Genomic DNA, 23,735 nt, shown 5'->3' on the forward strand with positions numbered 1-23,735 from the left:
TTACGCGGGCCGCTCGAGGCGGACGTCGCCGCCGGCGATAAAGAGCTGCGCCGCGGCGTGCGGCGGCGCCTCGGTGCCGCTCACGAGCGCCTGCGGGGCGCGCGCGGCGAGCTGCAGCAAAAACTCGCGCCGGCTGGCGTCGAGCTCGGCGGTAAAGTCGTCGATTAAAAGCACCGGCGCCTCGCGCAGCTTTTCTTGCAGCAGCGTGTACTCGGCGACCCGCAGCGCCAGGGCCACCGTGCGCGCCTCGCCGCGCGAACCGTACGCCTGCACGCTGTGGCCCGCTAGCGTGAGCTCGAGGTCGTCGCGGTGCGGCCCGACGACCGTGACGCCGCGCGCGCGCTCCTCGTGTTGGGTGGCCGCGAGCGCCGCGCGCAACCCCACCCCCTGTGCAGCGGCGCGGTGCGACACCCCCAAGGGTTTGTCGTCCCCCGAGATCTCGGCGTAGCTCGCGCGCGCGACCTCGCCGACGCGCGCGAGCGCCCGCTCGCGCAGCGCGGTGATCTCGTCACCGAGCGCGACGAAGCGCTCCGTCCACACCTCCAACGTCGGGTCGCCATACGGAAGGCTTTTGAGGGCGGCGTTGCGCTGCTCCACGACCCGAGTATACTCGCGCTGCAAAAGCGCGTAGCGGAGCGACAGACGGCTTAAGAGCGTGTCGAGGTAGCCGCGCCGCAGCGCGGGGGGGCCGTGGACCAGCTCGGCGTCTTCGGGGGTGATCAGCACCGCCGCCGAGACCCGGGCGAGCTCAAAGGCGCGGACCGACTGGCCGTCGAGTCGCACCGTTTTGCGCCCCGGCGCGAGCCCGACTTGCACCGTGCTGAGGCCGCCCCCGTGCTCGAGCTTGACGCTGACAAACCCCTCGCTCTCGCCTAAGCGCACGGCCTCGGCGATCTTGCCGTGGGGCAGCTCGCCCGTCAGGCCGAGGTAGACCGCTTCCAAGAGGTTCGACTTGCCCGCCGCGTTGCGCCCGACGATCGCCGTCACCCCGCCGCCAAAGGTCACGCGCGGGGTGTTGAGGTTGCGGTAATTGAGCTGTTGGAGCGAGAGCAGGCGCACCCCTTTAGTCTACCGACTCCCGTCTGCCGGTTTCTCGAGCTTTGGGCCCCCCATCTTGCGAGCTGGGACGTAACCGTAGGGCACGCTTAAGTCGGCCCTTTACCGCGTTGCCTAGGCTAAACGTGGAGGCGTGCGGGGGGCCTCCGCACCCGCCCATAGCAGGGGGCGCTATCCCCCGCGGGAAGGAGCAGCATGGACACGCAAACCTTGCTGATCTGGCTCTACGTGGGTTTGATGGCTGCAGGGATGCTCGTTTTCTGGGCGATGAGCCGCTCGCCCAAGGGGGTACCGGCGCTCGAATACATGGTCGCGCTCCTTATAAAAAAGGGTCTGGGTGGAAAACCCACCCATTTATGGGTGGGATGTAGAACCCAGGCCGCCCAACGGGCGGCGGTGCCAGAGCTTATGCTTGACGCCTCAGCATAAAGTGGGCTAGACTGCGGGCAGTCATGGTCATCCTTGAGTTCAAAGCCTACGGGAGAGCGGAGCAATTCGTCGCCATAGACGAAGCCATCCGCGTCACCCAGTTCATCAGGAACAAGGCTTTGCGCTACTGGATGGACAACCGTGGCGTCAGCAAGTACGACCTCAACAAGCTGTGTGCAGTCCTTGCAGCTGAATACGACTTTGCAGACCGCCTCAACTCTCAGGCTCGCCAAGCGGCAGCCGAGAGAGCGTGGAGCGCGATTGCTCGGTTCTACGACAACTGCAAGAAGAAGGTGAAGGGCAAGAAGGGCTACCCACAGTTCAAGAAGAACGTCCGGTCTGTCGAGTACAAAACGACGGGCTGGAAGCTCTCGGAAGACCGTAAGTCCATCACCTTCACTGACAAATGCGGTATCGGCAAACTGAAGATGAAAGGTACCCGTGACCTGCTCTTTTACCACCCCTCGCTCATCAAGCGGGTGCGGCTGGTCAGGAAGGCAGACGGCTACTACATCCAGTTTGCCGTGGATGCTGACCGCAAAGAACCACTGGAAGCCACCGGAAAGACCCTCGGTCTGGACGTAGGGCTACAGGACTTCTATACGGACAGCAACGGCCATAAGGAACCCAATCCCCGATTCTTGCGAAAGGCGGAAAAGCAGATCAAAAAGCTGCAACGCCGCGTGAGCAAGAAGGCCAAGGGGTCGAATAATCGGCGCAAGGCCGTGAAGCGTCTCGCCAGGAAGCATCTCCAAATCCAACGGCAGCGTAAAGACCACGCCATCAAACTGGCGCGGTGCGTCATCCAGTCGGCAGACTTGGTTGCCTATGAAGATTTGAGAATCCGCAACATGGTGAAGAATCACGGCCTTGCAAAATCCATCAGTGATGCCTCTTGGTATCAATTCAGAACTTGGCTGGAATACTTCGGTAAGGTGTTTGGACGCATCACAGTCGCCGTCCCGCCTCAGTACACCAGTCAGGCTTGTAGCGAGTGTGGCTGCAAGGTCGAAAAGACACTATCTACTCGCACACACGTATGCCCTCACTGTGGATACGTCGCAGACCGCGATGAAAACGCGGCCCGCAATATCCTCACTTTGGGCATCGGTACGGTGGGGCACATCGGAACTTACGCTTGGGGAGATAGCGCCTCTACTGAGATGGGGGAAACCGCCAGCTCGGCAAGTGCTGTCGCTGAACCAAGAATCCCACGGCTTTAGCCGTGTGGAGTGTCAACCCCGTCTGGTCGGGGGCGGCGTACATGGCGATGGCGATGGGGCAGGCGACCACCGAGGTCGCGGGGCGCACCGTCTTCTACGGGCGCTACATCGACTGGGTGGTCACGACGCCGCTGCTGCTCTTGGCGCTCGCTTTAACGGCGATGTACCGCGGCCCAAAGAGCAAAACGCTGATCGCCGGGCTGATGGCCACGGACGTCATCATGATCCTGAGCGGCCTCGCCGCCGACCTCTCCGAGGAGCCCATGCGGTGGGTGTGGTTCGTCTTCGGTTGCGTGTCGTTCGGGGTGATCCTCTACATGATCTGGTGGCCCCTTTACGACATCGCTAAAAGCCGCGGTCCGCGCCACGCGGCGAGCTTTCGCAACGTCGCGCTCTTTTTGACCGTGCTCTGGTTCGTCTACCCCATCAGCTGGTATATCGGCCCGTCGGGGATCGGTTTGGTCGACACGACGACCGACTGGTTTCCTCTTTACCGTGACGCCGTTTTTCTCCAAGGTCGCCTTTAGCCTCTACGACCTCTCCGTGCTGCGCCGGTTGTCGAAAGAGGCGCCCTTGGAGGAGAAACGGCCGGCGACCGAGCCGTTCTGACCGGGTGCGTCGGGCTCAGGCGCTTGCAAGACGCCCTCGCCGGGGAGGTGCGTGTAGCGCGCCGGACCCCGGGGCGGCGCGGCTGTTGCCCTACGCCCTGGCCGTCTCCTGGTTCGCCGCCGCCGCCGCGCTAGGGCTCGCGCTGCTCGACCCCGCGCGGGCGCACGCGCACGCCTTTACGCCCCTGCTCCTAGGCGCTCTCTGCTTCGGGTTGCCGCACGGGGCGCTCGACCACCTCGTGCCGGCGCGTCTGGGTCTCCCCTGGAGCCGCCGGCCCCTACGCGTCGGCGCCTACGTGCTTTTCTACCTCGCCCTCGCGGGCGCGGTGCTGGCCCTCTGGTACGCCCTGCCGAGGGGTGCGTTCGCCTTTTTACCTGCTCCTCACGGTCGCGCACTGGGGGCACGGCGACCTGCGCTTCTGGGAGCGGTTTTGGGGGTACCGGCCGCCCCGTTGGGTGGCGTGGGTGATCGGCCTCGTGCGCGGCGCGTTGCCCATCGCCCTGCCCGTGCTCGCCTTTCCGGAGACGGCGGCGAGCCTCCTCCGTCACGCCGCGCTGGGCCTCGGCCTAGAGGCAGCCCCCCTCCCCCTGGCGGCGCCACAGGTGGTGTGGCCGCTTCGCGCCGCTCTAGGCGCGGCGCTCGCGCTTTACGGCGTCGCTGCGGTGCGCGCCGCGCCGCGCCGGGCAGCGCTGGCGGTCGACCTGTTCGAGGTCGCGCTGCTGCTCGCGCTCTTCAGCCTCGCCCCTGCCTACTTCGCGGTCGGCGTCTACTTCGTCTTCTGGCACGCGCCGCGGCACCTCGCGCGGCTCGCGCTCCTGCGCCGCGCCGACGCCGAAGCGGTCGCCGCGGGGCGCCTCTGGGGTCCCCTGCGCCGCCTCGCGCGGGACACGCTGCCGCTCACCCTCGCCGCGCTCGCCCTTTTAGGAGGGCTCTACGGTCTGGCTGCGGGGCGTGTGACGACCCTCGAGGGTTTCGTCGCGCTCTACCTCGTGTTGATCAGCGCGCTGACGCTGCCGCACGCCGTTGTGGTAGCGCTCATGGACCTCTGGGAGCGCTAGGTGCGCTACCCACGCTGAGGGGCTGGGCGGCGTCTGCGCGTAGACGCGCTACGAACGCCCCCCACGGCGGCGTCTGCGGGGTGCTACCCCTGCTTTACCAAAGAGGCTCGAGCCCCGCTAGCGCGCAGCCGACGCCTCGAGCACCACCACCGCCGCCGCGTGCTCTTTCGAGTGGCTGAGGCTGAGGTGCGCCCGCCACCCCCGCTGCGTGAGCGCGTCGGCGAGGGTGGGGGCGAAGGCAAAGCTCGGTTTGTCGCCGCGGCGCACCACCCACACGTCGCGCCAGCCGTGCGCCTCGGGCCAGGTCTTCTGAAACGCCTCTTTGGCGGCGAAGCGCGCGGCCAAAGAGGGGATGGGGTCCTTTTTGCGGAGGCAGTAGGCGAGCTCCTCGGGGTGGAAGTGCCGCTCCAAAAAGCGGTCGCGGTGACGGTTCCACACCCCCTGGATGCGGCTGAGCTCGACGATGTCAAGGCCGATGGCGACGATCACGGGAGCCCTTACGCGCGCTCGAGCACGTCGACCCCGTCGTCGCTCGCCAGGTAAGCGAGGTGCGCTAAGCCCAGAAAGAGGCCGTGGCCCAACACGCCCGGGATCTGGCTGATCGCCAGCGCCACCTCCTGCGGGTCGAAGGGGTGGCTGAAGTGGCAGTCGAGCAGGTGGTGGCCGTTGTCGGTGGTGACGGGGCGGCCCCCGCTAAGGCGCAGCACGGGGCGGCAGCCGAGCGCCTCGAGGTCGCGTGAGGCCGCCTCCAAGCCGAAGGGGAGCACCTCGACGGGGACCGGCGCGCGCTCGCCGAGGTAGCGCACGCGTTTGCTGGCGTCGCCGATGAGGATAAAGCGCGCCGCGCGCGCCTCGACGATCTTCTCGCGTAACAGCGCGCCGCCGAGCCCCTTGATGGCGTCGAGCGTACCGGTGACCTCGTCCATACCGTCGATGGCGAGGTCGACCCCGCCCCGCGGGAGGTCGATGACGGGGATGCCCAACGAGCGGGCGAGCGCCCCCGTTGCTTCAGACGTCACCGCCGCGCGGAGGTCGCGCAGCTCCCCTGCGGCGAGGCGCCGACCGATCTCGAGCGTCGCGTACTTCGCGGTGCTGCCCGTGCCGAGCCCGAGCACCATCTTGCTCTCGACGTGCGCGACCGCCGACATCGCGGCCTGCTCCTTTTGCGCCTCAGCGGACACGGCGCCACCCCCAACTCCTGCTAGGCTCTCTCATACGGGTCACTGTAACAGGTGGCCGCAGCGACGACGCCCGCGCTACACCCTTTTACTCGGTGATGGGCTCCCTTGGCGCGGGCGCCCGTGAGGAGGTCTTGCGTGGCAGCACCCCAGCGGCTGCGCGTCGGTGACGACGCGCCCCCCTTTGCGCTCCCCTCGAACAGAGGCGAGCAGCGCCTGAGCGACTACGCCGGTCAGTGGACGGTCCTCTACTTCTATCCCAAGGACAACACCCCCGGGTGCACGCAGGAGGCGTGCGACTTCCGCGACGCGCTGCCCGGCATGGGCGCGGCCGTGTTGGGGGTTTCAGCCGACGACGTGAGCTCGCACGAGGGCTTCGCCGCGGCGCACAACCTCCCCTTCCCGCTGCTCTCCGACCCGGACGGCGCGGTCGCCAAGCGCTACGGCGCCTACGGCACCAAGCAGCTCTACGGCAAGACCTACGAGGGCGTGTTGCGCTCGACCTTTATCATCAGTCCCGAGGGCAAGATCGCCGAGGCGATGTACAACGTCAAGGCCACGGGGCACGCGGAGCGGGTCGCCAAACGGCTCGAGGCGCTCCGCAGCGCCTAGCGCCGCCTGAAACGGCCGTGAGGACCGCCTCGCGGCCGTTTTCGCGCAGGGTACGGCGTCCTAAAACTTGACATAATCACGCTCAAGTTTCATAATATGAGCATTATGGATGCCGACCGTATGACCGATTCAACCTTGCAGGCGATGGCGAGCAGCCAACAGCTCGCGCGCGCTAGGGGGCACCAGACGATCACCCCCTCGCACGTAGTGCTGGCGCTGCTCGCCGACGCTGACGCCCCCGCGGCGCGCCTTATTGGGCGCGCGGGCGGGGACGTAGGGGCCATCAAGGGGGCGCTCGAGGCCAACCTCGCGCGTCTGCCCCAGGTTTCCGGGAGCGAAAACCAGTACGCCGCCCCCGCTCTGGGGCGCGCTTTTGACGAAGCGGACCGCCTCGCCAAGGGGTGGGGGGACGCCTTTATCGCCGCCGACGCGCTGCTCGTCGCGCTGCGGCGCACCGCCGGGGACGAGCTCAAAAGCCTGCCGGACGCGAGGGCGTTAGAGGCGGCCGCGCAGGAGATTCGGGGAGGGAGAACGGTGGACAGCAAATCGGCCGAGAGGACCTTCGAGGCGCTCGAGCGCTACGGGATCGACCTCACCCAGCGCGCGCGCGACGGCAAGCTCGACCCGGTGATCGGCCGCGACGAGGAGATCCGCCGCACGGTGCAGATCCTGCTGCGCCGCACGAAGAACAACCCGGTCTTAATCGGCGAACCCGGCGTCGGCAAGACGGCGATCGTCGAGGGGCTCGCCCAGCGCATCGTCAACAAAGACGTCCCCGAGGGGTTGCAGGGCAAACGCGTGATCAGCCTCGACATGGGCTCGCTGCTCGCCGGCGCGAAGTTTCGCGGCGAGTTCGAGGAGCGCCTCAAAGCCGTCATTAGCGAGACCGTGCAGTCTAAGGGCGAGGTCATCCTCTTTATGGACGAGCTGCACACGGTCGTGGGGGCGGGCAAGGCCGAAGGGGCGGTTGACGCGGGCAACATGCTTAAGCCCCCGCTGGCGCGCGGCGAGCTGCGTATGATCGGCGCGACCACCCTCAGCGAGTACCGCCAGATCGAAAAAGATGCTGCTCTAGAGCGCCGCTTTCAACCCATCGTGGTCGACGAACCGAGCGTCGAGGACACCATCTCCATCTTGCGCGGCATCAAGGAGAAGTACGAGGTGCACCACGGGGTGGAGATCGCCGACTCGGCGTTGGTCGCCGCCGCGACCCTGTCGCACCGCTACATCGCCGACCGGCAGCTGCCGGACAAAGCGATCGACCTCATCGACGAGGCCGCTAGCCGCCTGCGGGTGCAGCTCGACTCGCTCCCCGAGGAGATCGACGCGCTAAGCCGCCGCAAGCTGCAGCTCGAGATCGAGCAGCAGGCCTTAAAGCGCGAGCAGGACGCGGAGTCGGCCAACCGGCTGCTGCGCATCGAGGAGGAGCTGCGGGCGATCGAGGACCAGATCCACCAAGCCCGCTCCGAGTGGGAGGCCGAGCGCAAACTCTTAGAGGAGCTGCGCAACGCCCAGGAGGAGCGCGACGCGGTGCGCACGCAGATCGAGCTCGCCGAGCGCGAGTACGACCTCAACCGCGCCGCCGAACTCAAGTACGGCCGGCTGCCCAAGCTCGAGGCGCAGCTTAAAGAGCTCTCGGAAAGGCTCGCTCACGCCAAGTACGTCTCGCTCAAAGTCGACGCCGACGAGGTCGCCGAGGTCGTGAGCCGCTGGACGAACATCCCGCTCTCGCGCCTGCTTGAGAGCGAGCGCGAAAAGCTCCTGCGCTTAGAGGCGGAGCTGCATAAGCGCGTCGTCGGTCAGGACGAGGCGCTGACCGCCGTGGCCGACGCCATCCGGCGGGCCCGCGCGGGTTTAAGCGACCCGAACCGTCCCATTGGCTCGTTTATCTTCCTCGGCCCCACGGGGGTCGGTAAGACGGAGACCGCCAAGGCGCTCGCCGAGCTGCTGTTCGACACCGAGGAGAACCTCATCCGGCTCGACATGTCCGAGTACATGGAGCGCCACGCGACCGCGCGGCTTATCGGGGCGCCGCCGGGGTACATCGGTTACGACGAGGGGGGGCAGCTGACCGAGGCGGTGCGCCGCCGCCCCTACAGCGTCCTCTTGTTCGACGAGATCGAAAAAGCCCACCCGGACGTCTTCAACACGCTCCTGCAGCTCCTCGACGACGGGCGGCTGACCGACTCGCAGGGGCGCACGGTGGACTTTCGCAACACGGTCGTCATCATGACCTCGAACATCGGCTCCCCGCAGATTTTGGAGGCGAGCCGCAGCGGCGCCGACTACGAGAGCATCAAGCGCACCGTGTTCGGCCTTTTGCAGACGCACTTCCGCCCCGAGTTCCTGAACCGCGTCGACGACACCATCGTCTTCCACGCGCTCGACCGCGACCAGGTCGGGATGATCGCCGAGATTCAGCTGCAGCGCCTGCGCGAGCGCCTCGCCGAGCGCCGCATGACCCTGACGCTCTCCGCCGGGGCCAAAGAGCAGCTCGCGCGGGTCGGTTACGACCCGGTCTTCGGGGCGCGGCCGCTTAAGCGGGCGATCCAGCAGCTTATCGAGACGCCCCTGTCGCGCCTCATCATCGCGGGCGAACTCACCGAGGGCGACGACGTCCTCGTCGAACCGGGGGCGGCGGGCTTTACCTTCAAAAAGCAGCAGCACGCCGAAGTGCTGAATTAGGTGCGCCCCCTACGCCCCCGGCGTAGCACCGCCCGCTCAGCACCGCTTGTTCAGTACCGTTCAGTAGCACCCGTGCGGCAGCGCCTAGGCGCTGCCGCTGGCTTTGTCCGCAGGGAGGGTGAAGGGGGTGTCGGCGGTCGGGGGCGCGGGCGACTCAGCGCCCACCCCGAGGTAGGCCCTGGCCGCCTCCATCTCGGCTCGAGCACGCGCCTCGTCCCAAGCGAGCGCCTCGCCGAGCAGCTGCACCACCTGCGGCAGCGCCTCTAAAGCGGCGCGCTGATCGACGAAAGCGAGCCGCGTACGCCGCGCCAAAATGTCCGTGGCGGTCTGCGCCCCCTCGAAACGGGCGCCGTAGAGGACCTCGGCCGCGAGGTGTGGGTGCCCCGGGACGAGCCGCCCGGGGTGCTCGCGGGCGAGACCCGCGACCTCTGGCGCGCGGTCGCCGTAGGCGCGGTGGAGGTAGGCAGCCACGTCGGGCTCGAGCCCGAAGCCCCGCTCCAAGCTAGCGGCGCCGCCCGGCTGGAAGCTGTCGGCGCCGACGAGCTTCAGCGCCTCGGTGCGCGAGGGCCCGGCGCGCAACCCCCCGACGCGCACGGCCGCGTCGACGGTGTCGAGCGCCATCTTGCGGTACGTGGTCCATTTGCCCCCCGCGATGGTGACGAGCCCTGAAGGGGCGAGGTTGAGCACGTGGTCGCGCGACAAACGGGCGGTGTCGGCGGCTTTGGGGTTGGAGACGAGCGGCCGCAACCCCGACCAGGCGGCGCGCACGTCCGCGCGCGTCACCGGCAGGTCGAAGTACCGCTCCACGTGGCGGAGGATGTAGGCGATGTCGTCCTCGGTCGCCTGCGGATGGGCCTCGATGGGTGCGGGGTGGTCGGTGGTGCCGACCAGGGTGTAGCCGAGCCACGGCAGCAAGAAGAGCACCCGTCCGTCGTCGGTCTGGGGGATTAGCAGCCCCGTCTCGGGGGGCGAAAAGCGCCCGTCTAAGACGATGTGGCTCCCCGAACTCGCGCTCAGCATCGGCGGCGCGCTGGGGTCGTCGAGCTGGCGGATGGCGTCCGAAAAGGGGCCGGTGGCGTTGACGACGACCTTGGCCGCGACCTCCCAGGTTTCGCCGGTGAGCGCGTCGCGCACCGCCGCGCCCCGGAGCCGCCCCCCCGACTTGAGGAGGCCGGTCACCTCGACGTGGTTGGCGACCGCCGCCCCCTCGCGCGCCGCCGTGAGGGCCAGAGCGACGTTCATGCGGGCGTCGTCGAACTGCCCATCAAAGTAGAGCACGCCGCCGCGCAGCCCCGCGCGGCGCAGCATGGGAAAGCGCGTCAGGGCCTCGCTGCGCCCCACGAAGCGGCTCCCGGCGAGGTTGGTGCGGCCCGCCAGGAGGTCGTAGAGCTTAAGGCCGCTCATCATGTAAGGGATCTCCCACCAGTTGTATAGCGGCGTCAGGATGGGGAGCGGCCGAGCGAGGTGCGGCGCGAGTTTAAGCAGCGTGGCGCGCTCTTTGAGGGCGTCGCGGACCAGGTTGAGCTGCGTCTTGTCGAGCTTTTTAACGGCTTGCTCGAGGTAGCGCACGCCGCCGTGGATGAGCTTGGTCGAGCGGCTGCTGGTCCCCGCAGCGAAGTCGTTGCGTTCGACGAGGGCGGTTTTAAGCCCGCGGCTCGCCGCGTCTAGAGCGACGCCCGCGCCCGTCGCGCCGCCGCCGATGACGAGCACGTCGAAGGTCTCCGACTGTAGCCGTTGTAGCTGCGCGTGCCGGTTCACGGTGCGCGTCCTGCGCGTGTGGGGCGCTCTGCACTGCGTGTGGGGCGGGAGGCGTGGGTGGCGCCGTGGAGGGTGGCGCGGCGATGAGCGGCCTTCATGCGTTTCACGATAAAGCATGGCGCGAGGTGGCGGCCTCGCTCTGGAGCACGTTGTCGGGCGGGCGCGGGGGGCGACGCCGGAGCGGGGTGGCGCTGTGTCCTTTGGCGCCGCCGGTCTTAGAGCACCCCCCGCCCCTAGGGGTATGATGGGGCCGCCTACAGCTTTCCAAAGGGGTCTAGAGGCTCTAGACGCTCTAAGCCGCCCGCCACCAACCTCGGGGCCTACAGGCCTAGGCGCGGCGCCCTGATGAGGAGGACAGATGAAGATCATGACGCTCATCCGGCAGGTGCCGGATGTCGAGGCGCGGCTACGCGTCACGGGGGGCGAGGTCGACCTGAGCGGCGCCACCTTAGTCATCGACGGGATGGACGAGTACGGGGTCGAGGCGGCCCTCGAGCTCAAGGAGGGGGCGCGCGGCGAGGAGGCCGTGGGCGCCGAGGTGGTGGTGGTCGCGGTCGGCCCTAGGCGCAACGAGGAGGCGCTGCGCACCGCCCTGGCGATGGGCGCCGACCGCGCGGTGCACGTTGAGACCGACCTCGCTCTCGACCCCATCGCGCTCAGCCAGGTCGTGGCCGAGCTCGTCCGCCGCGAGGGGGCCGAGTTGCTGCTTTTGGGCGCGCAGCAAGCCGACTGGGACTCCCAGGCCCTCGGACCGGCGACAGCCGAGCGCCTGGGGTGGCCGCAGCTCACCTGGACAAACGCGCTCACCGTACAGGGGGGGGTGCTGAGCGGCCGCCACGACGTCGACGAGGGGAGCGACGCCTTCGAGGTGCCGCTGCCCGCTGTTGTCACCACGCAGCAGGGGCTCAACGAACCGCGCTACCCGACCCTGCCCAACATCATGAAGGCCAAACGCAAGGAGCTGCGCAAAGAGAGCCTCGAGGCCTTCGGCGTGCGCCCGCTCCTGACGCGCGTCGCCGCGGACGTGCAGACGAAAGAGCGCTTGGGGCGCGTGGTCGACGGTAAAGACGCGGCCGCTGCGGCCGCGGCGCTCGTCACGTTTTTGCGTGAGGAAGCGAAGGTGAGCCGGTGATCTTGATCCTAGCCGAACACGACGGCGCGCGGCTGCGCAAGAGCGCCTACGAGCTCGTCTCGGCCGCCCGGGCGACGGGGCGCGAGGGGCCGGTGACGATGCTCGTCTTGGGCAGTGGCGTCGCGGCGGTCGCCGACGAGGCCGCCGCTTTGGCCGAACAGGTGTTGGTCGCCGACCTGCCGGAGCTAACGGCGTACGACCCGGAGCTGTGGGCGGCGGCGGCCGCGCAGATCGCGACGGAGGGGGAGGCGCACACGGTGCTCGTCGCGGGCAGCCGCAGCGGCCGCGAGTACAGCCCACGGCTAGCGGTCAAACTGGCGGCGCCGCTGCTCGAGGACGTGATCGCCCTCGTCGGCGAGGGCGACGCGTTGCGGGCGCAGCGCGGCGTCTTTCTCGCCCGCGTCACCGAGACGTTGCAGACCGACGCGCCGGTGGTGGTGGTGAGCGTCAAACCCGGCTCCTTCGCCCCCGCCCAGCCCGCTGACGCGCGCGGCGAGCAGTACGACGTCGAGCTGTCGCTCCCCGAGCGCCGCGTGCGGGCCTCGGACCGGCGCAGCGACAAGACCGGCCGCGTGCCGCTCACCGAAGCCGAGGTGGTGGTCACCGGCGGGCGCGGGTTGGGGAGCGCCGAGCGCTTCGCCGAGCTCGTCGAGGGGCTCGCCGACACCCTCGGGGCGGGCGTCGGGGCGACGCGGGCGGTGGTGGACGCGGGTTGGCGGCCCTACGCCGAACAGATCGGCCAGACCGGCAAGACGGTGCAGCCTAACGTCTACGTCGCGCTCGGCACCTCGGGGGCGGTGCAGCACCTCTCGGGGATGAACAAAAGCCGCTACGTGGTGGCGGTCAACAAAGACCCCGACGCTCCCATCTTCAAAGTCACCGACTTCGGCGTGGTGGGCGACGTCACCGAGGTCGTACCCGCGCTTATCCGCGCGCTCAAGGCCGGCTAAGCGAGCTAGCGAGAAGGGACGCCGTGCTGCCCCTAGACCACCAGATCGCCTTCGTCGTCTACGCGTGTTTGACCCTCACCCTCGGCGGGTGGGGGTTTTACCGCCTCTACAAACGCGTGCGCCGCGGCCGGCGGGCGACCGACGCGCGCTTTGACGCCCCCCTGCGCCGCCTCGGCTACGCCCTCCTGACGACCCTGACGCAGTCGCGCACCTTTCGCGACCGCCCCCGCTGGAGCACCTTCCACGCCTTTATCTTTTACGGCTTCGTCTTCTATCTGCTGGTCAACGTCGTCGACGCCCTCGAGGGCTTTACGCACGTGACGGTGCGCTCCACGACCCCGCTGGGGGCGCTCTACAACCTCCTCGCCGACGTGCTGAGTCTGCTCGTGTTGGTCGGCGTCGCCGCGCTCGCGCTGCGGCGCTTTTTCCTCACCGAGCGGCGCGACTTCCGCTTCGGCGCGCGCACGCCCCTGCACGAACGGGTGCGCGCGGGGATGATCCCCCTCGACTCGGCCGTGGTGTCGCTCTTTATCTTCGTCCACGTCGGGTCGCGCGCGCTGGCGCAGGGGGCCAAGCTGCACGGCGAGCGCGACCTCTTTCAGCCCTTCTCGAGCCTTCTCGCGGGGCTTTTCACCCCCGCGTCGGCCGAGGTGGGGCTCATCGTGGGTTACTGGGGGGCGTTGGGGAGCATCCTCGCCTTTTTGGCCTACTTCCCCTACAGCAAACACCTGCACATCTTCGCGGCCCCCGCGAAGTACTTCGTGCACCGCGAGGGGCCCTTGGGGGCGCTGCCGCCCTTGGGGACTGACATCGAGGCCGCCCTGGAGGCCGCGGCGGAGACCGGCGAGACCCCGCCGCTGGGGGCGGCGAAGCTCGAGGACCTCGCCTGGCCACGCCTTCTAGACGCCTACGCCTGCATCCAGTGCAACCGCTGCCAGGACGTCTGCCCGGCCTCGGCGACCGGCAAGGCGCTCTCGCCGGCGGCGCTTGAAATCAACAAGCGCATGGAGCTCAACGCCCTCGCCGGTTCGCCCCTCATCCTTAAAGAGGCCCCTTTTGAGGCGGGCGCCCCGAGCCCGCGGCCGCTGCTGTCGTTCGCCCTGTCGCCCGAAGCGCTCTGGGCGTGCACGACCTGCGGCGCCTGCATGCAGGTCTGCCCCGTCGAGGACGAGCAGATGCTCGACATCATCGACATCCGCCGCCACCAGGTGATGGTCGCCGGGGAGGTGCCCGCGCCCCTGACGACGGCCTTTCGCGGGATGGAGCGCTCGAGCAACCCCTGGGGCATCTCGCGCGACGCCCGCCTCGCTTGGGCCGAGGGCCTAAAGGTCCCCACGGTCGCCGAGAACCCCAACCCGGACGTGCTCTACTGGGTCGGTTGCGCCGCCGCCTACGACCCGAGCGCGCAGCGGACCGCCCGCGCGTTTGTGCAGCTGCTCGAGGCCGCGGGGGTGAGCTACGCCGTGTTGGGTAAAAGTGAGGGCTGCACCGGCGACGCGGCGCGGCGCGCGGGCAACGAGTACCTCTACGAGACGCTCGCCCGCAGCAACATCGCGGCGCTAGACGCCGTCAAACCCAAACGGATCGTCGCGACCTGCCCGCACTGCTTTAACGCGCTCGCCAACGACTACCCGCAGCTCGGCGGCCACTACCGCGTCACGCACCACACCGCGTACCTAGAGGAGCTGCTCGCCTCGGGCGCGCTGCCGGTAGAGACGGGTGCGCAGCGGGTGACCTACCACGACCCCTGCTACTTGGGGCGCCACAACGGCGTCTACGACGCGCCGCGCGAGTTGATCCGGCGGCTCGCGGGGGAGGTCTTGGAGCTCGAGCGCAGCCGCGAGGGGTCGTTTTGCTGCGGCGCCGGCGGGGCGCAGTTCTGGAAGGAGGAGGAGCCGGGGGGGGAGCGCGTCAGCGACAACCGCTTTCGCGAGATTCAGCGCCGCCTCGACGAGGCCACCGCGCGCGCGGCGGCGGCCGAACGCGGGGAGAAGGTACTCGCCGTCGGCTGCCCGTTCTGCAAGAGCATGCTCGCGAGCACCCCGAGCCGCGCCGAAGCCGAGGACGTCGCCATCAAAGACGTCGCGGAGCTGCTCCTAGAGCGCGTACCGGGGCTCGCGGCGGCCTCGGGGGCCGCCGCGCCGCGCGCACCGGAAGCAGCCGGCGTGCCCAACCTCGAGCGGACGCCGCCCGAGAACCTCCAAACCGCCCCCACCGGCGCCGCTGCTGGTGACCGACCCGCGGCGACCTCGGCGGTCGTCGCGGCGAAGGCCGCCGGGGAGCGCCCGGCCCGTAAGCCCTGGCGCCCGAAGGGGCAGGGCGAGGGGGCGCCCGCCGCGATTTCGGGTGAGGCGAGCGCGCCGCCGGAGCGCAAGGTGTGGAAACCTAAGCGCACCGAGCCCGACGCCGCCCCCCGAGCGGAAGGCGGGGCGGAGGCGCCCAAGCGCAAGGCGTGGCGGCCCAAAGCGTCCTCCCAAAAGGGGCAGCCGGCCCCCGACGCGGCGGAGACGCCGCAAGCCGAGGCCGCCGAGCCAGACGCGACGGAGCCCGACGCGGCGGGGGCCGCAGCGCCCCGCAAAAAGTGGCGGCCCAAAACCAAACCCCCGAGCGACGCCTAAGAGGAGCCCGCCGTGACCGACGCTCTGCTGATGATCGACCTTAAGCAGCCCCGCCTGACCCCGGACGAGCGCGCGTTTTTGGGCGAGCGCCGCGTGGGCGGCGTCTGCCTCTTCGCCCGCAACGTCGAAGACCGCGTGCAGCTCGGTGAACTCACCGCCGAGCTGCGCGCGCTCCTCGGCCCGGACGTGCTCATCGCCGTCGACCAGGAGGGGGGGGCGGTGGTGCGCGTGCGCGACGTCCCCTACCCGCCCAGCATGATGGCGCTCGGCGCGGCGGATGACCTAGGGCTCACCCGCAAGATGGGCGCGATGAGCGCGCGGGGGTTGCGGGCGGTGGGCGTCAACGTGAACTTTGCACCGGTAGCCGACGTGAACCACAACCCGCGCAACCCGGTGATCGCCGAGAGGGCCTTCGGGGGCGACCCGGAGGCGGTGGCGCGGCACGTCGCCGCCTTTGTCGCGGGGCACCAGGAGGCGGGGGTGGGGGCGGTCGTCAAGCACTTCCCGGGGCACGGCGACACCGACCTCGACTCGCACCTCGAGCTGCCGCACCTCGCGGCGGACGCGGCGCGCTTGGAGCGGCTCGAGCTGCCCCCCTTTCGGCGCGCGGTTGCGGCGGGCGTCGCGGGGGTGATGAGCGCGCACATCGTGCTCCCGGCGCTCGACCCCGCGCTCCCCGCGACGCTCTCTAGAGCGGTGCTGACGGGTCTTTTGCGCGAGCGCCTGGGCTTTGACGGGGTCATCTTCACCGACGCCCTCGACATGCGGGCGATCGCCGCGAGCTTCGCCCCCGCCGAGGCGGCGCTGCGCGCGGTCGCCGCGGGCGCCGACATGGCGCTCTACCTGGGCCCCTTAAAGGAGCACGAGGCGATCTTGCGGCGGCTCGAGGCGGGGCTCGCGAGCGGCGAGCTCGACCCCGAGGCCGTGGCGAGGGCCCGCGCGCGGCTGCGGGCCCTCGCGCGGCGCTTTCCTGTCGCGCCAGCCCCGGAAGCGGCCTGGGAGGTGGGCGACGAGGCGCGTCTAGAGGCGGCCGCCTTTCGCGGCACCGTGGCGCTCGGCGAGCTCCCCAAGCTTGAGCCCGGCGCGCGCGTGACGCTCGTGGCGGCCGCGGCGGTCGCCGCCGGGGGGGCGAGCTCCGCCGTGCGGGCTCCCGCCGAGGCGTTGGCGGCGGCCCTCGAGGGGGCGGGCGTGCGGGTCACGCGGGCGTTTTACGCGCGCGGCGCCGAAGGGGCGTCCGTGCTCGGCGCGCTGGCGGGGGCCGAGCTCGTCCTCTTCGCCTCGACCTCGCGGACCCGCATGGAGGGGGCGGAGTTGGCGCTCGCCAGGGCCGTGGCGCGCGCCGTGAGGCCGCCGCAGCGCTTTGTCCACGTCGCCCTCTGGAACCCGTACCACGCCCTCGACCTGCCCGGCCCCGCGCTGCTCACCTTCGGGTTTCGCGGCCCTTCGGCGCGTGCGGCGGCGCGCGCGCTGCTTGAGGGCGGGGCGCCGGGGCGGCTGCCCGTGGCGCTCGAGGTCGCGCGCGGCCCGTACGCGTAGGTGACGGCGTGCTGCGGCACCTGCCGCGCGGCTCTTGGGGGCGTCTGGTATCGTGGGGCCATGACCAGTGTCGGTGCATGGGGTTTCGTGAGCCTTGCGGCTCGAGGTGCCGGGTGAGGGGGGCGCTGCGGCGCCCCCTCGCGCGGGTCGCGCTGGGGGCGTGCTTGGCGCTCGGGGGGACGGGTGCGGCGCGCGCGCAAGGGGGGTGGCTCGACGCGGAGGCGGGGGGCGTCCGGTGGAAGACCGAAGCGCACGCGACCCCGAGTGCCGAGCTGGGCGAACTGCGCGGCATCTGGGTCGACGCCTTCGGGCCCGGTTTTAAAACCCCCGACGAGATCGAGGCGCTCGTCGCGGACGCGGAGGCGATGAACCTCAACGCGCTCTTTGTGCAGGTGGTGCGGCGCGGCAACTGCTACTGCAACCGCAGCACGCTCCCGCGCGCCGAGGACCCGGCGCTGGCGCCGGGGTTCGACCCCTTGGAGGCGCTTATCGCGCGGGCGCGCGCCGCCGGGTTGCAGGTGCACGCTTGGGTGGTGACCCTGGCCCTCTGGGGCGCCGACGCGCCGCCCCAGGACCCGGCGCACCCTTATAACCGCCACGGCCCCGCGGCGGTCGGTGAGGCGAACTGGCTGACGGTGCGCTACGACGGCGTCACCCGCCCCGACCGGGACGTCTACCTAGACCCCGGCCACCCGGCGGTGCACGACTACCTCGCCGGCGTGGTCCGCAGCCTGGCTGAAAACTACGACCTCGACGGCGTCGCGATCGACCGCCTGCGCTACCCCGACTTCAACTCGGGGGCGCTGCCGAGCTGGGGGTACAACGCGGTGAGCTTGTCGCGCTTCGCCGCCGAGACGGGCGCCCCCATCCCCCCGCCGCCCTCGGACCCCGTGTGGACCGCGTGGCGCCGCGAGCAGGTGAGCGCCCTGATGCGGCGGCTTTACGAGGAGATCAAGGCGGTCGACCCCACCCTCTGGGTGAGCGCCGCGACGATCGCCTACGGCGCCCCCCCCGAAGATGAAACGGACTTCGCCTCGAGCCACGCCTACAAGGTGGTGTTGCAGGACTGGGCGGGGTGGGCGCAAGGGGGGTTTTTGGACCTCAACCTGCCGATGAACTACAAACGCGCCGATTACCCCCAAGCGGCGGTCTGGTTCGACGCCTGGAACGCGCTCGCACCGCGCCTCGCGGGGGAGGCGCAGACGGCGATCGCCACGGGCCTCTACCTCAACGACCTGCCGGGGTCGCTGGCGCAGCTTGAGTCGGTGCGGCGCACGGAAGGGGTCATCGGTTGGGTCGGCTACGCCTACCGCAGCCCGGAGCGCCGCGCCTTGGCGGGGCAGGTTCCCTTCGAGGCCTCGCTCGCGGCGCTCGCGCGTGAGCTGACGGCGCTAGGCGCCCCCTTCGCGGCGGCGGCGGCCTTCGGGCGTCCCGGCCCCGCCGCCCCAGCAGCCGTAGAGGCCCCTTTAGATACCCTGGTCGGCGCGCCCGAAAACGCGCCCGCCGCCCCTTGGTACGCGCAGGCCGAAGTGGGCGGCCTCGTTGAGGGATGGGAGATACGATGACACTCTACCCGCTCGAGCTCGAGCGCTTTTTGAGCCCCCGCCTGTGGGGCGGGGACCGTTTGGTGTCGTACCTGGGCATCGCCGAACCTGCCGAGGAGGAGCCCCTGGGTGAGTCGTGGCAGGTCTACGCGGGGTGCCGCATCCTGAACGGTCCGCTGCAGGGCAAGACGTTGGCCGAAGCGAGCCGCGATCACGGCGCCGCCCTCCTCGGCACGGCCCCGATGGCGCGCTACGGGCACACCTTCCCGCTGCTCGCCAAATTTATCGACGCGGGCGAGGCGCTCTCCATCCAGGTGCATCCGGACGACGCTTACGCGCGTGAGCACGAACCCGAGACGGGCTTTTTGGGCAAGAGCGAGGCCTGGTACATCTTGGAGGCGGCGCCCGGAGCCGGGGTCATCTGGGGCTTCAAGGACGCCCTGACGCCCGAGGAGGTGCGGCGCGCGGCCGAGGAGGCGCGGCTCGAGGCGCACCTCAACTTCGTTCCGGTGCGCGCCGGTGAGGTGGTCTACAACCCCGCCGGGACGGTTCACGCCATTGGAGCGGGGGTCTTTCTCTTCGAGATCCAACAGACTTCGGACCTCACCTACCGCCTCTACGACTACGGGCGCAGGGGTGCGGACGGCAAGCCGCGCGAGCTGCACCTAGACCGCGCCCTCGAGGTCGCCGACCTCACCCCCGGCGAGCGCGCCAAGGTGCCGCCCAAGGAGCTGGGTGAGGGCAAGACCGAGCTGCTGAGCACGGAGCACTTCGTGCTCGAGCGTTGGGACGTCGCTGGCGACCGCGAGGAGAGCACGCGTGAGACCAGCGTCGAGCTGCTCACGACGATCTCGGGCGGGCTCGAGCTCTACGCGGGCGCGTCGCACGTGCGGCTCCCGCAGGGGCGGTCGGTGGTGCTGCCCGCGGCGCTGGGCGCCTACACCCTTAAGGGTGAGGGGGCGCTGCTGCGGGCGTTTGTCCCGCCGCGCTGAGTGCCCGCACGACCTTGAGCGCCTCGTCGACGTGCCGCGTGGCGTGAAAGAGGTCGTTAAAGACGTGCCGCACGGTGCCCCTTTCGTCGAGCACGAAGCTCACCCGGCCGGTCATGAGGCCTAGTAGCGCCGTGGCGCCGTACGCCCGCGCGACCTCGCCCTTCGGGTCGCTGAGCAGGATGAAAGGGAGGTCGTGCTGCTCGGCAAACGCCCGGTGCGACGCCTCGCTATCGGTGCTGATGCCGACGACCTCGGCGCCCGCCTCCTTAAAGACGAGGTAGTGGTCGCGGAAGGCGCACGCTTGGGCGGTGCAGCCTTTGGTGTTGTCCTTGGGGTAGAAGTAGACGACGACGGGGCCTTTGCCGAGGAGGTCGCGGAGCGCGACCGTGCGGCCGCTCGCGTCGCGCAGCGCGAAGTCGGGGGCGCGGTCGCCGGGTTGGAGGCGTGCGGGGGGCTTCATGCCCCCAACCTATCCCGCCGACGCGCCCGCAAACGCGGTGGCCGCTCACCTTGGTCTCGCGCTGCCCCCGGCCGCGCCGCTGCGCGCTCGCCAGAGAGGCTTTTAGGCCGAACCGCTCGGCGCGCTAGCGGTCCTGTCTGCGCTGCGCGAACAGCCAAGCGTAGAACGCCGGGTCGCGGTAGGTGCGGGTCCAGGCGTCGTGTGTCACATCCGGGTAGACCGTGAGCTTGGCGTGGCCCCCGGCGGCGTTTACGGCCCGCACCATCCGCTCGGACTCCTCTAGGGGCACCACCTCGTCCTCGGCGCCGTGAAAGGCCCAGATGGGGAGGTCTGTGAGCCGGCTAGCCAGCAGCGGGGTGCCGCCGCTGCAGACCGGCGCGAGCGCCGCAAAGCGCTCCGGGTGCTTTGTGGCGAGCGCCCACGCGCCGTAGCCGCCCATGCTGATGCCGGTGAGGTAGACCCGCGCGGGGTCTACCGGCAGCCTCGCGAGCGCGTCCTCTACAAGGGCGCTCAGGTGGTGGAGTTCAAACGGCCACCACGACTCCGCCGGGCACTGGGGGGCGAGGACGTGCGCGGCCTCGGGCAGCGGGTCGCCGGCAGAAAGCTCCCGCGGTAATCCGTGCGTTGTAACCCGCTTCAAGTCCTCCCCGCGCTCGCCCGCCCCGTGCAAAAAGAGCACGAGGGGTGCGGGTCGGCCCGGCGTCTGCGGGGCGTAGTGAAGATAGGGGAGCGGGCCAGTCGTGACGTGTTGGGGGCGTAAGCGCGTGGACACGCCACAGCATACGCCGCCTGGCGTACCATGTTCGCTGGAGGGCGCCCCCGCCGCGTCGACGGCGGTACGCTAGCGGTCTCATGATGCCTCGTTCACGCGCAGCGGACCCTCCCCGAGACCGCAAGGGGGCGCTAAAGACCCTGTGGCGGCTCATCCGCCCACGCTGGGCTCAGGCGGCCTCCCTCTCGCTCCTACTCACGCTCACCGCCGCCTTGGGGCAGGTGTTTCCGCAGTTCGTCCGCCTCGTCATCGACGACCTCATCCCGCGCGGTGAGGGGCGCCTGTTGCTCCTCGTGGGGGCGGGTATGCTCCTCTTTTACCTTCTTACCGCCGCCCTCGGTTACGCGGCGATGTACTTCTCCTACGCCTTTACCCAGCGGGTGATCAGCGAGGTGCGCCTAGAGGCGTACGGCAAGCTCTTGCGCCTGCCGCTCGCGCGCTTTACGAGCGAGCGTTCGGGGTCCTTGGTGTCGCGGGTGGTCTCGGACGTCAACGCCCTAGAGACCATGATTCAGTCGGGCGCGTCGCGGCTTCTGGGCCAGCTCTTTAGCGTCGTGTTCGTGCTCGCGGTGCTCTTTGCCACCGACTGGGTGTTGGCGCTCGTGGCGCTCGCGATCGTTTTCGCCATGGCCTTTTTCACGGGTGTCTACCAGGGGCCGCTGCGCGAGTCGGCGCGGCGCATCCGCTCCCGCGTGGGCGAGCTGACCGCGACCGCCACCGAGGCTATCGGCAACATCGGGGTGGTCAAGAGCTTTGCGAACGAAGGGCTCGAGTACCGGCGCTTCGAGCGCGACAACGACCGCTACGTCGCGGGTAACTTGGAGCGCCGCAAGCAGGTCGGTTTGATGGAGGCGCTTGTGGGCCTCTCCGCCGACCTGGGGCTCGCGGCGGTGCTCGTGCTGGGGGGCTGGCTGGTCGTGCAGCGCGGCCTGACGGTGGGGGAGCTCTCGGCCTTTCTGCTCTACCTGGGCAACCTCATCGGGCCGGTGCGTTCGGTGATGTTTTTTAACAACGCTCTGCAGGCGGGGTTGGCGGCCCTAGAGCGGGTCGACGAGCTGTTACACGACCGCCCCGAGCAGGAGGGGGGGCGCACGGCGGTGCCGCACGGCGGGCTCTCGTTTCACGGGGTGACGTTTCGCTATCCGGGCGGCGGCGCCCCGGCGCTCCGCGGGCTCTCCTTTACGGTCGCGCCGGGGCAGACGGTCGCCCTGGTCGGCCCCTCGGGGGCGGGTAAGAGCACGGTCGCCAAGCTCGTCAGCCGCCTTTATGACCCCGATGAGGGCGAGATTCTGCTGGGCGGTTTCGACCTGCGCACGTACGCCCTTAGCGCCCTGCGCGGGCGCGTCGCGGTGGTGCCGCAGGAGCCGACGCTCTTCTCGGGGAGCGTGCTCGACAACATCCGCTACGCCAAACCGGAAGCGGCGGACGACGAGGTCCGTGAGGCGGCCCGGCTCGCCAACGCCGAGGCGTTTATCCTGGGGCTGCCGCAGGGGTTTGACACCGAGATCGGTGAGCGCGGCGTCAAGCTCTCGGGCGGGCAGAAGCAGCGCGTCGCCATCGCGCGGGCGATCCTCAAAGAGGCCGCGGTGCTCATCTTGGACGAGGCCACGAGCAGCTTGGACACCGAGTCCGAGGCGGTCATCCAGGACGCTTTGGCGGGGCTTTTCGAGCGGCGCAGCCGGGTGACGACGTTGATCATCGCCCACCGCCTCTCGACGGTGCTGGGCGCCGACGCCATCTTGGTGCTAAACAACGGGCAGCTCGTCGAACGCGGGACGCACCGCGAGCTCGTGGCGCGGCGCGGGCTCTACTGGGCGCTGCAGCGCTTGGCTCAGGAGGATGGGCGGCGCCGTGCGGAGGTTCTCGGCGACTAGCGCGCGGGACTCAGGCGTTTAAGGCGGTCTAGAATGAGCTGCTCGAGCGCCTCGAGGGTCTGGCACCCATCGATCTCCGCTTTGGTGAGCCAGGGCTCGACGGTCCCCGCACGCCGCACGAAAGCCGCCGGCAGCGGCACGCCGAGGTCGCTGTAGGCGCGCCGCAGCTCGTCGGCGTGCAAAAAGCGGGTTCGCACCCCGAGCCCCGCGATGAAGCGGCGCCACTGCGGGCGCATCCGCACGCCCCCGTAGGTCAGCGCGCAGAGGCTGCAGGGGTAGGTCTGCGGCGAGACGAGCTTGTGCAGCGCGTCGCCGAGCGCGTTGAGGAGGCCGCTGTCGGCGTTGTAGACGAACACCAGCTCGAGCTCGTCGGCTGGGGGGCGGTCGGGAGGGGTGTCCATACGGTGGGTACGGGCGCGCCGTACGCTTCGGGGCCGCGCGCGTTAGAGTGCGCAGCGTGAAAGGGTTTTTTAAAGGCGTGGGTCTCCTCGCCCTCCTCGCTCTGGCCTTCGGCGCGGGGTACCTCTACCCCATCTTAAACCGTCCGCCCCTCGTGCTGCACCAAGACGCGGTCGTCGCGGGCGTCCCCCGAGAAGGCGTGCGGGTGCGCTGGCGCGAGGAGGCGGGCGGCTTTATCGACATCGTGCCCGCTGCGGGCGCGGACACGCTCCTGATCCTCTACCCGGGGGGGTTGGTCCGCCCCCAAGCCTACGAGTGGCTCGGGGTCGCGCTCGCGCCCCGCGGCGTACGCACCGTGATCCCGGCGTTTCCCTTCGACCTCGCGGTCTTGCGGCCAAACCGCGCGGCGGCCCTTTTGGAGGCGTTCGCCGTGGACCCCACGACGCGCGTCGTGCTGGGCGGCCACTCGCTCGGCGGGGCGATGGCGGCGCGCTTCGCCGCGCGGCGGCCGGACGCTCTCGACGCGCTCGTCCTGATGGGCGCCTTTAGCGCCGAGGGCGACGACCTGAGCGCCGCACCCCTGGACGTGCTGGTGCTCGCCGCCGAACACGACGGCCTTGCGACCCTCGCGGAGGTGCGTTCGGGGCTGGGGCGGCTCCCACCATCGGCCGAGCTCGTCGTCATCGGGGGGGCGGTGCACAGCTTTTTCGGGCGTTACGGCCCGCAGCGCGGCGACGGGTTGCCGACCACCACGCGCTCGGCGGCGGAGGCGCAGATCACCGCGGCGCTGGGGGCGTTTTTGGCGCGCTGAAGCTCAGCCGCTTTTCAGCGGCTGGGGCGTACAATGCCC

General features: G+C 70.0%; 21 protein-coding genes and 1 pseudogene. 15 read left to right on the plus strand and 7 right to left on the minus strand.

Going from position 1 to position 23,735, the window contains the following annotated elements:
- Positions 1–1,059 (minus strand): DNA replication/repair protein RecF, encoded by a 1,059-nt coding sequence (gene recF, locus TRAD_RS00865; RefSeq protein ID WP_013176690.1) that lies wholly within the window; start codon positions 1,057–1,059, stop codon positions 1–3.
- A 192-nt stretch (positions 1,060–1,251) separates the two neighbouring features.
- Here recF and TRAD_RS00870 point away from each other — a divergent pair, with 192 nt between their 5' ends.
- From TRAD_RS00870 to TRAD_RS00885, 5 genes and pseudogenes are all read left to right on the plus strand, one after another.
- Complete coding sequence (locus TRAD_RS00870; RefSeq protein WP_013176691.1) at positions 1,252–1,485, plus strand: hypothetical protein; 234 nt, start codon at positions 1,252–1,254, stop codon at positions 1,483–1,485.
- A gap of 23 nt (positions 1,486–1,508) precedes the next feature.
- Positions 1,509–2,708, plus strand: coding sequence for an RNA-guided endonuclease InsQ/TnpB family protein (locus TRAD_RS00875; RefSeq protein WP_013176692.1), 1,200 nt, complete (start codon positions 1,509–1,511; stop codon positions 2,706–2,708).
- Between the two features lie 2 nt (positions 2,709–2,710).
- Positions 2,711–3,235 (plus strand): bacteriorhodopsin, encoded by a 525-nt coding sequence (locus TRAD_RS00880; protein ID WP_013176693.1) that lies wholly within the window; start codon positions 2,711–2,713, stop codon positions 3,233–3,235.
- A 320-nt stretch (positions 3,236–3,555) separates the two neighbouring features.
- Positions 3,556–3,624 (plus strand): annotated as a pseudogene (locus TRAD_RS16755) (hypothetical protein); the annotation flags it as partial.
- Positions 3,625–3,673: 49 nt separating this feature from the next.
- Positions 3,674–4,375, plus strand: coding sequence for a beta-carotene 15,15'-dioxygenase, Brp/Blh family (locus tag TRAD_RS00885; protein ID WP_049772893.1), 702 nt, complete (start codon positions 3,674–3,676; stop codon positions 4,373–4,375).
- 117 nt (positions 4,376–4,492) lie between these two features.
- Here TRAD_RS00885 and acpS read toward each other — a convergent pair whose 3' ends face one another.
- Entirely contained in the window at positions 4,493–4,864 is a 372-nt protein-coding gene (gene acpS, locus TRAD_RS00890; RefSeq protein ID WP_013176694.1) for a holo-ACP synthase, read from the minus strand.
- An 8-nt stretch (positions 4,865–4,872) separates the two neighbouring features.
- A complete protein-coding gene (rpiA, locus tag TRAD_RS00895) occupies positions 4,873–5,556 on the minus strand; it encodes a ribose-5-phosphate isomerase RpiA (protein ID WP_013176695.1) in 684 nt (227 codons plus the stop codon).
- Between the two features lie 135 nt (positions 5,557–5,691).
- On the opposite strand from rpiA, the gene TRAD_RS00900 reads away from it, so the two are divergent.
- Both TRAD_RS00900 and clpB read left to right on the plus strand, forming a co-directional pair.
- Entirely contained in the window at positions 5,692–6,165 is a 474-nt protein-coding gene (locus tag TRAD_RS00900; RefSeq protein WP_013176696.1) for a peroxiredoxin, read from the plus strand.
- Between the two features lie 105 nt (positions 6,166–6,270).
- On the plus strand, positions 6,271–8,850 hold the full coding sequence (gene clpB / locus TRAD_RS00905; protein WP_041947083.1) for an ATP-dependent chaperone ClpB: 2,580 nt from the start codon (positions 6,271–6,273) through the stop codon (positions 8,848–8,850).
- Positions 8,851–8,934: 84 nt separating this feature from the next.
- Here clpB and TRAD_RS00910 read toward each other — a convergent pair whose 3' ends face one another.
- Positions 8,935–10,608 (minus strand): glycerol-3-phosphate dehydrogenase/oxidase, encoded by a 1,674-nt coding sequence (locus tag TRAD_RS00910; RefSeq protein WP_013176698.1) that lies wholly within the window; start codon positions 10,606–10,608, stop codon positions 8,935–8,937.
- Positions 10,609–10,966: 358 nt separating this feature from the next.
- Here TRAD_RS00910 and TRAD_RS00915 point away from each other — a divergent pair, with 358 nt between their 5' ends.
- The 6 genes from TRAD_RS00915 to TRAD_RS00940 all read left to right on the plus strand — a co-directional run bounded on the left by TRAD_RS00915 (position 10,967) and on the right by TRAD_RS00940 (position 19,380).
- On the plus strand, positions 10,967–11,740 hold the full coding sequence (locus TRAD_RS00915) for an electron transfer flavoprotein subunit beta/FixA family protein (protein WP_013176699.1): 774 nt from the start codon (positions 10,967–10,969) through the stop codon (positions 11,738–11,740).
- A complete protein-coding gene (locus TRAD_RS00920; RefSeq protein ID WP_013176700.1) occupies positions 11,737–12,690 on the plus strand; it encodes an electron transfer flavoprotein subunit alpha/FixB family protein in 954 nt (317 codons plus the stop codon). Before TRAD_RS00915 ends, TRAD_RS00920 begins: the two co-directional genes overlap by 4 nt.
- Before the next feature lie 23 nt (positions 12,691–12,713).
- Positions 12,714–15,308 carry a (Fe-S)-binding protein gene (locus TRAD_RS00925; RefSeq protein WP_013176701.1) on the plus strand — a complete coding sequence of 865 codons (2,595 nt, stop codon included), beginning with the start codon at positions 12,714–12,716 and terminating at the stop codon, positions 15,306–15,308.
- Between the two features lie 12 nt (positions 15,309–15,320).
- Complete coding sequence (gene nagZ, locus TRAD_RS00930; RefSeq protein ID WP_013176702.1) at positions 15,321–16,844, plus strand: beta-N-acetylhexosaminidase; 1,524 nt, start codon at positions 15,321–15,323, stop codon at positions 16,842–16,844.
- 113 nt (positions 16,845–16,957) lie between these two features.
- Positions 16,958–18,409, plus strand: coding sequence for a glycoside hydrolase family 10-like protein (locus TRAD_RS00935; RefSeq protein ID WP_013176703.1), 1,452 nt, complete (start codon positions 16,958–16,960; stop codon positions 18,407–18,409).
- Entirely contained in the window at positions 18,406–19,380 is a 975-nt protein-coding gene (locus TRAD_RS00940) for a type I phosphomannose isomerase catalytic subunit (RefSeq protein WP_013176704.1), read from the plus strand. Before TRAD_RS00935 ends, TRAD_RS00940 begins: the two co-directional genes overlap by 4 nt.
- Here the strand turns inward: TRAD_RS00940 and TRAD_RS00945 are convergent.
- The gene (locus tag TRAD_RS00945; protein ID WP_013176705.1) at positions 19,334–19,840 is read right to left on the minus strand and encodes a peroxiredoxin; all 507 of its coding nucleotides are present in this window, start codon (positions 19,838–19,840) and stop codon (positions 19,334–19,336) included. The two genes, TRAD_RS00940 and TRAD_RS00945, sit on opposite strands and share 47 nt — an antisense overlap.
- Before the next feature lie 124 nt (positions 19,841–19,964).
- Positions 19,965–20,612, minus strand: coding sequence for a carboxylesterase family protein (locus TRAD_RS00950; protein WP_013176706.1), 648 nt, complete (start codon positions 20,610–20,612; stop codon positions 19,965–19,967).
- 80 nt (positions 20,613–20,692) lie between these two features.
- On the opposite strand from TRAD_RS00950, the gene TRAD_RS00955 reads away from it, so the two are divergent.
- Positions 20,693–22,486, plus strand: coding sequence for an ABC transporter ATP-binding protein (locus TRAD_RS00955; RefSeq protein WP_013176707.1), 1,794 nt, complete (start codon positions 20,693–20,695; stop codon positions 22,484–22,486).
- Here the strand turns inward: TRAD_RS00955 and TRAD_RS00960 are convergent.
- A complete protein-coding gene (locus TRAD_RS00960) occupies positions 22,483–22,887 on the minus strand; it encodes a hypothetical protein (protein ID WP_013176708.1) in 405 nt (134 codons plus the stop codon). The two genes, TRAD_RS00955 and TRAD_RS00960, sit on opposite strands and share 4 nt — an antisense overlap.
- A 56-nt stretch (positions 22,888–22,943) precedes the next feature.
- On the opposite strand from TRAD_RS00960, the gene TRAD_RS00965 reads away from it, so the two are divergent.
- Positions 22,944–23,696: an alpha/beta fold hydrolase gene (locus TRAD_RS00965; protein ID WP_013176709.1), complete on the plus strand. Its 753-nt coding sequence runs from the start codon at positions 22,944–22,946 to the stop codon at positions 23,694–23,696.
- The last annotated feature ends 39 nt before the right edge of the window (positions 23,697–23,735 follow it).

It is taken from the genome of Truepera radiovictrix DSM 17093 (assembly GCF_000092425.1).
GTDB classification, from domain to species: Bacteria; Deinococcota; Deinococci; order Deinococcales; family Trueperaceae; genus Truepera; species Truepera radiovictrix.

Excerpts from the sequence above, each read along its gene's own strand:
- TRAD_RS00875 (WP_013176692.1), top strand. The coding sequence starts at position 1,509 with ATGGTCATCCTTGAGTTCAAAGCCTACGGGAGAGCGGAGCAATTCGTC.
- TRAD_RS00870 (WP_013176691.1), top strand. The coding sequence starts at position 1,252 with ATGGACACGCAAACCTTGCTGATCTGGCTCTACGTGGGTTTGATGGCT.
- TRAD_RS00915 (WP_013176699.1), top strand. The coding sequence starts at position 10,967 with ATGAAGATCATGACGCTCATCCGGCAGGTGCCGGATGTCGAGGCGCGG.
- TRAD_RS00960 (WP_013176708.1), bottom strand. The coding sequence starts at position 22,887 with ATGGACACCCCTCCCGACCGCCCCCCAGCCGACGAGCTCGAGCTGGTG.
- TRAD_RS00945 (WP_013176705.1), bottom strand. The coding sequence starts at position 19,840 with ATGAAGCCCCCCGCACGCCTCCAACCCGGCGACCGCGCCCCCGACTTC.
- TRAD_RS00940 (WP_013176704.1), top strand. The coding sequence starts at position 18,406 with ATGACACTCTACCCGCTCGAGCTCGAGCGCTTTTTGAGCCCCCGCCTG.
- TRAD_RS00955 (WP_013176707.1), top strand. The coding sequence starts at position 20,693 with ATGATGCCTCGTTCACGCGCAGCGGACCCTCCCCGAGACCGCAAGGGG.
- clpB (WP_041947083.1), top strand. The coding sequence starts at position 6,271 with ATGGATGCCGACCGTATGACCGATTCAACCTTGCAGGCGATGGCGAGC.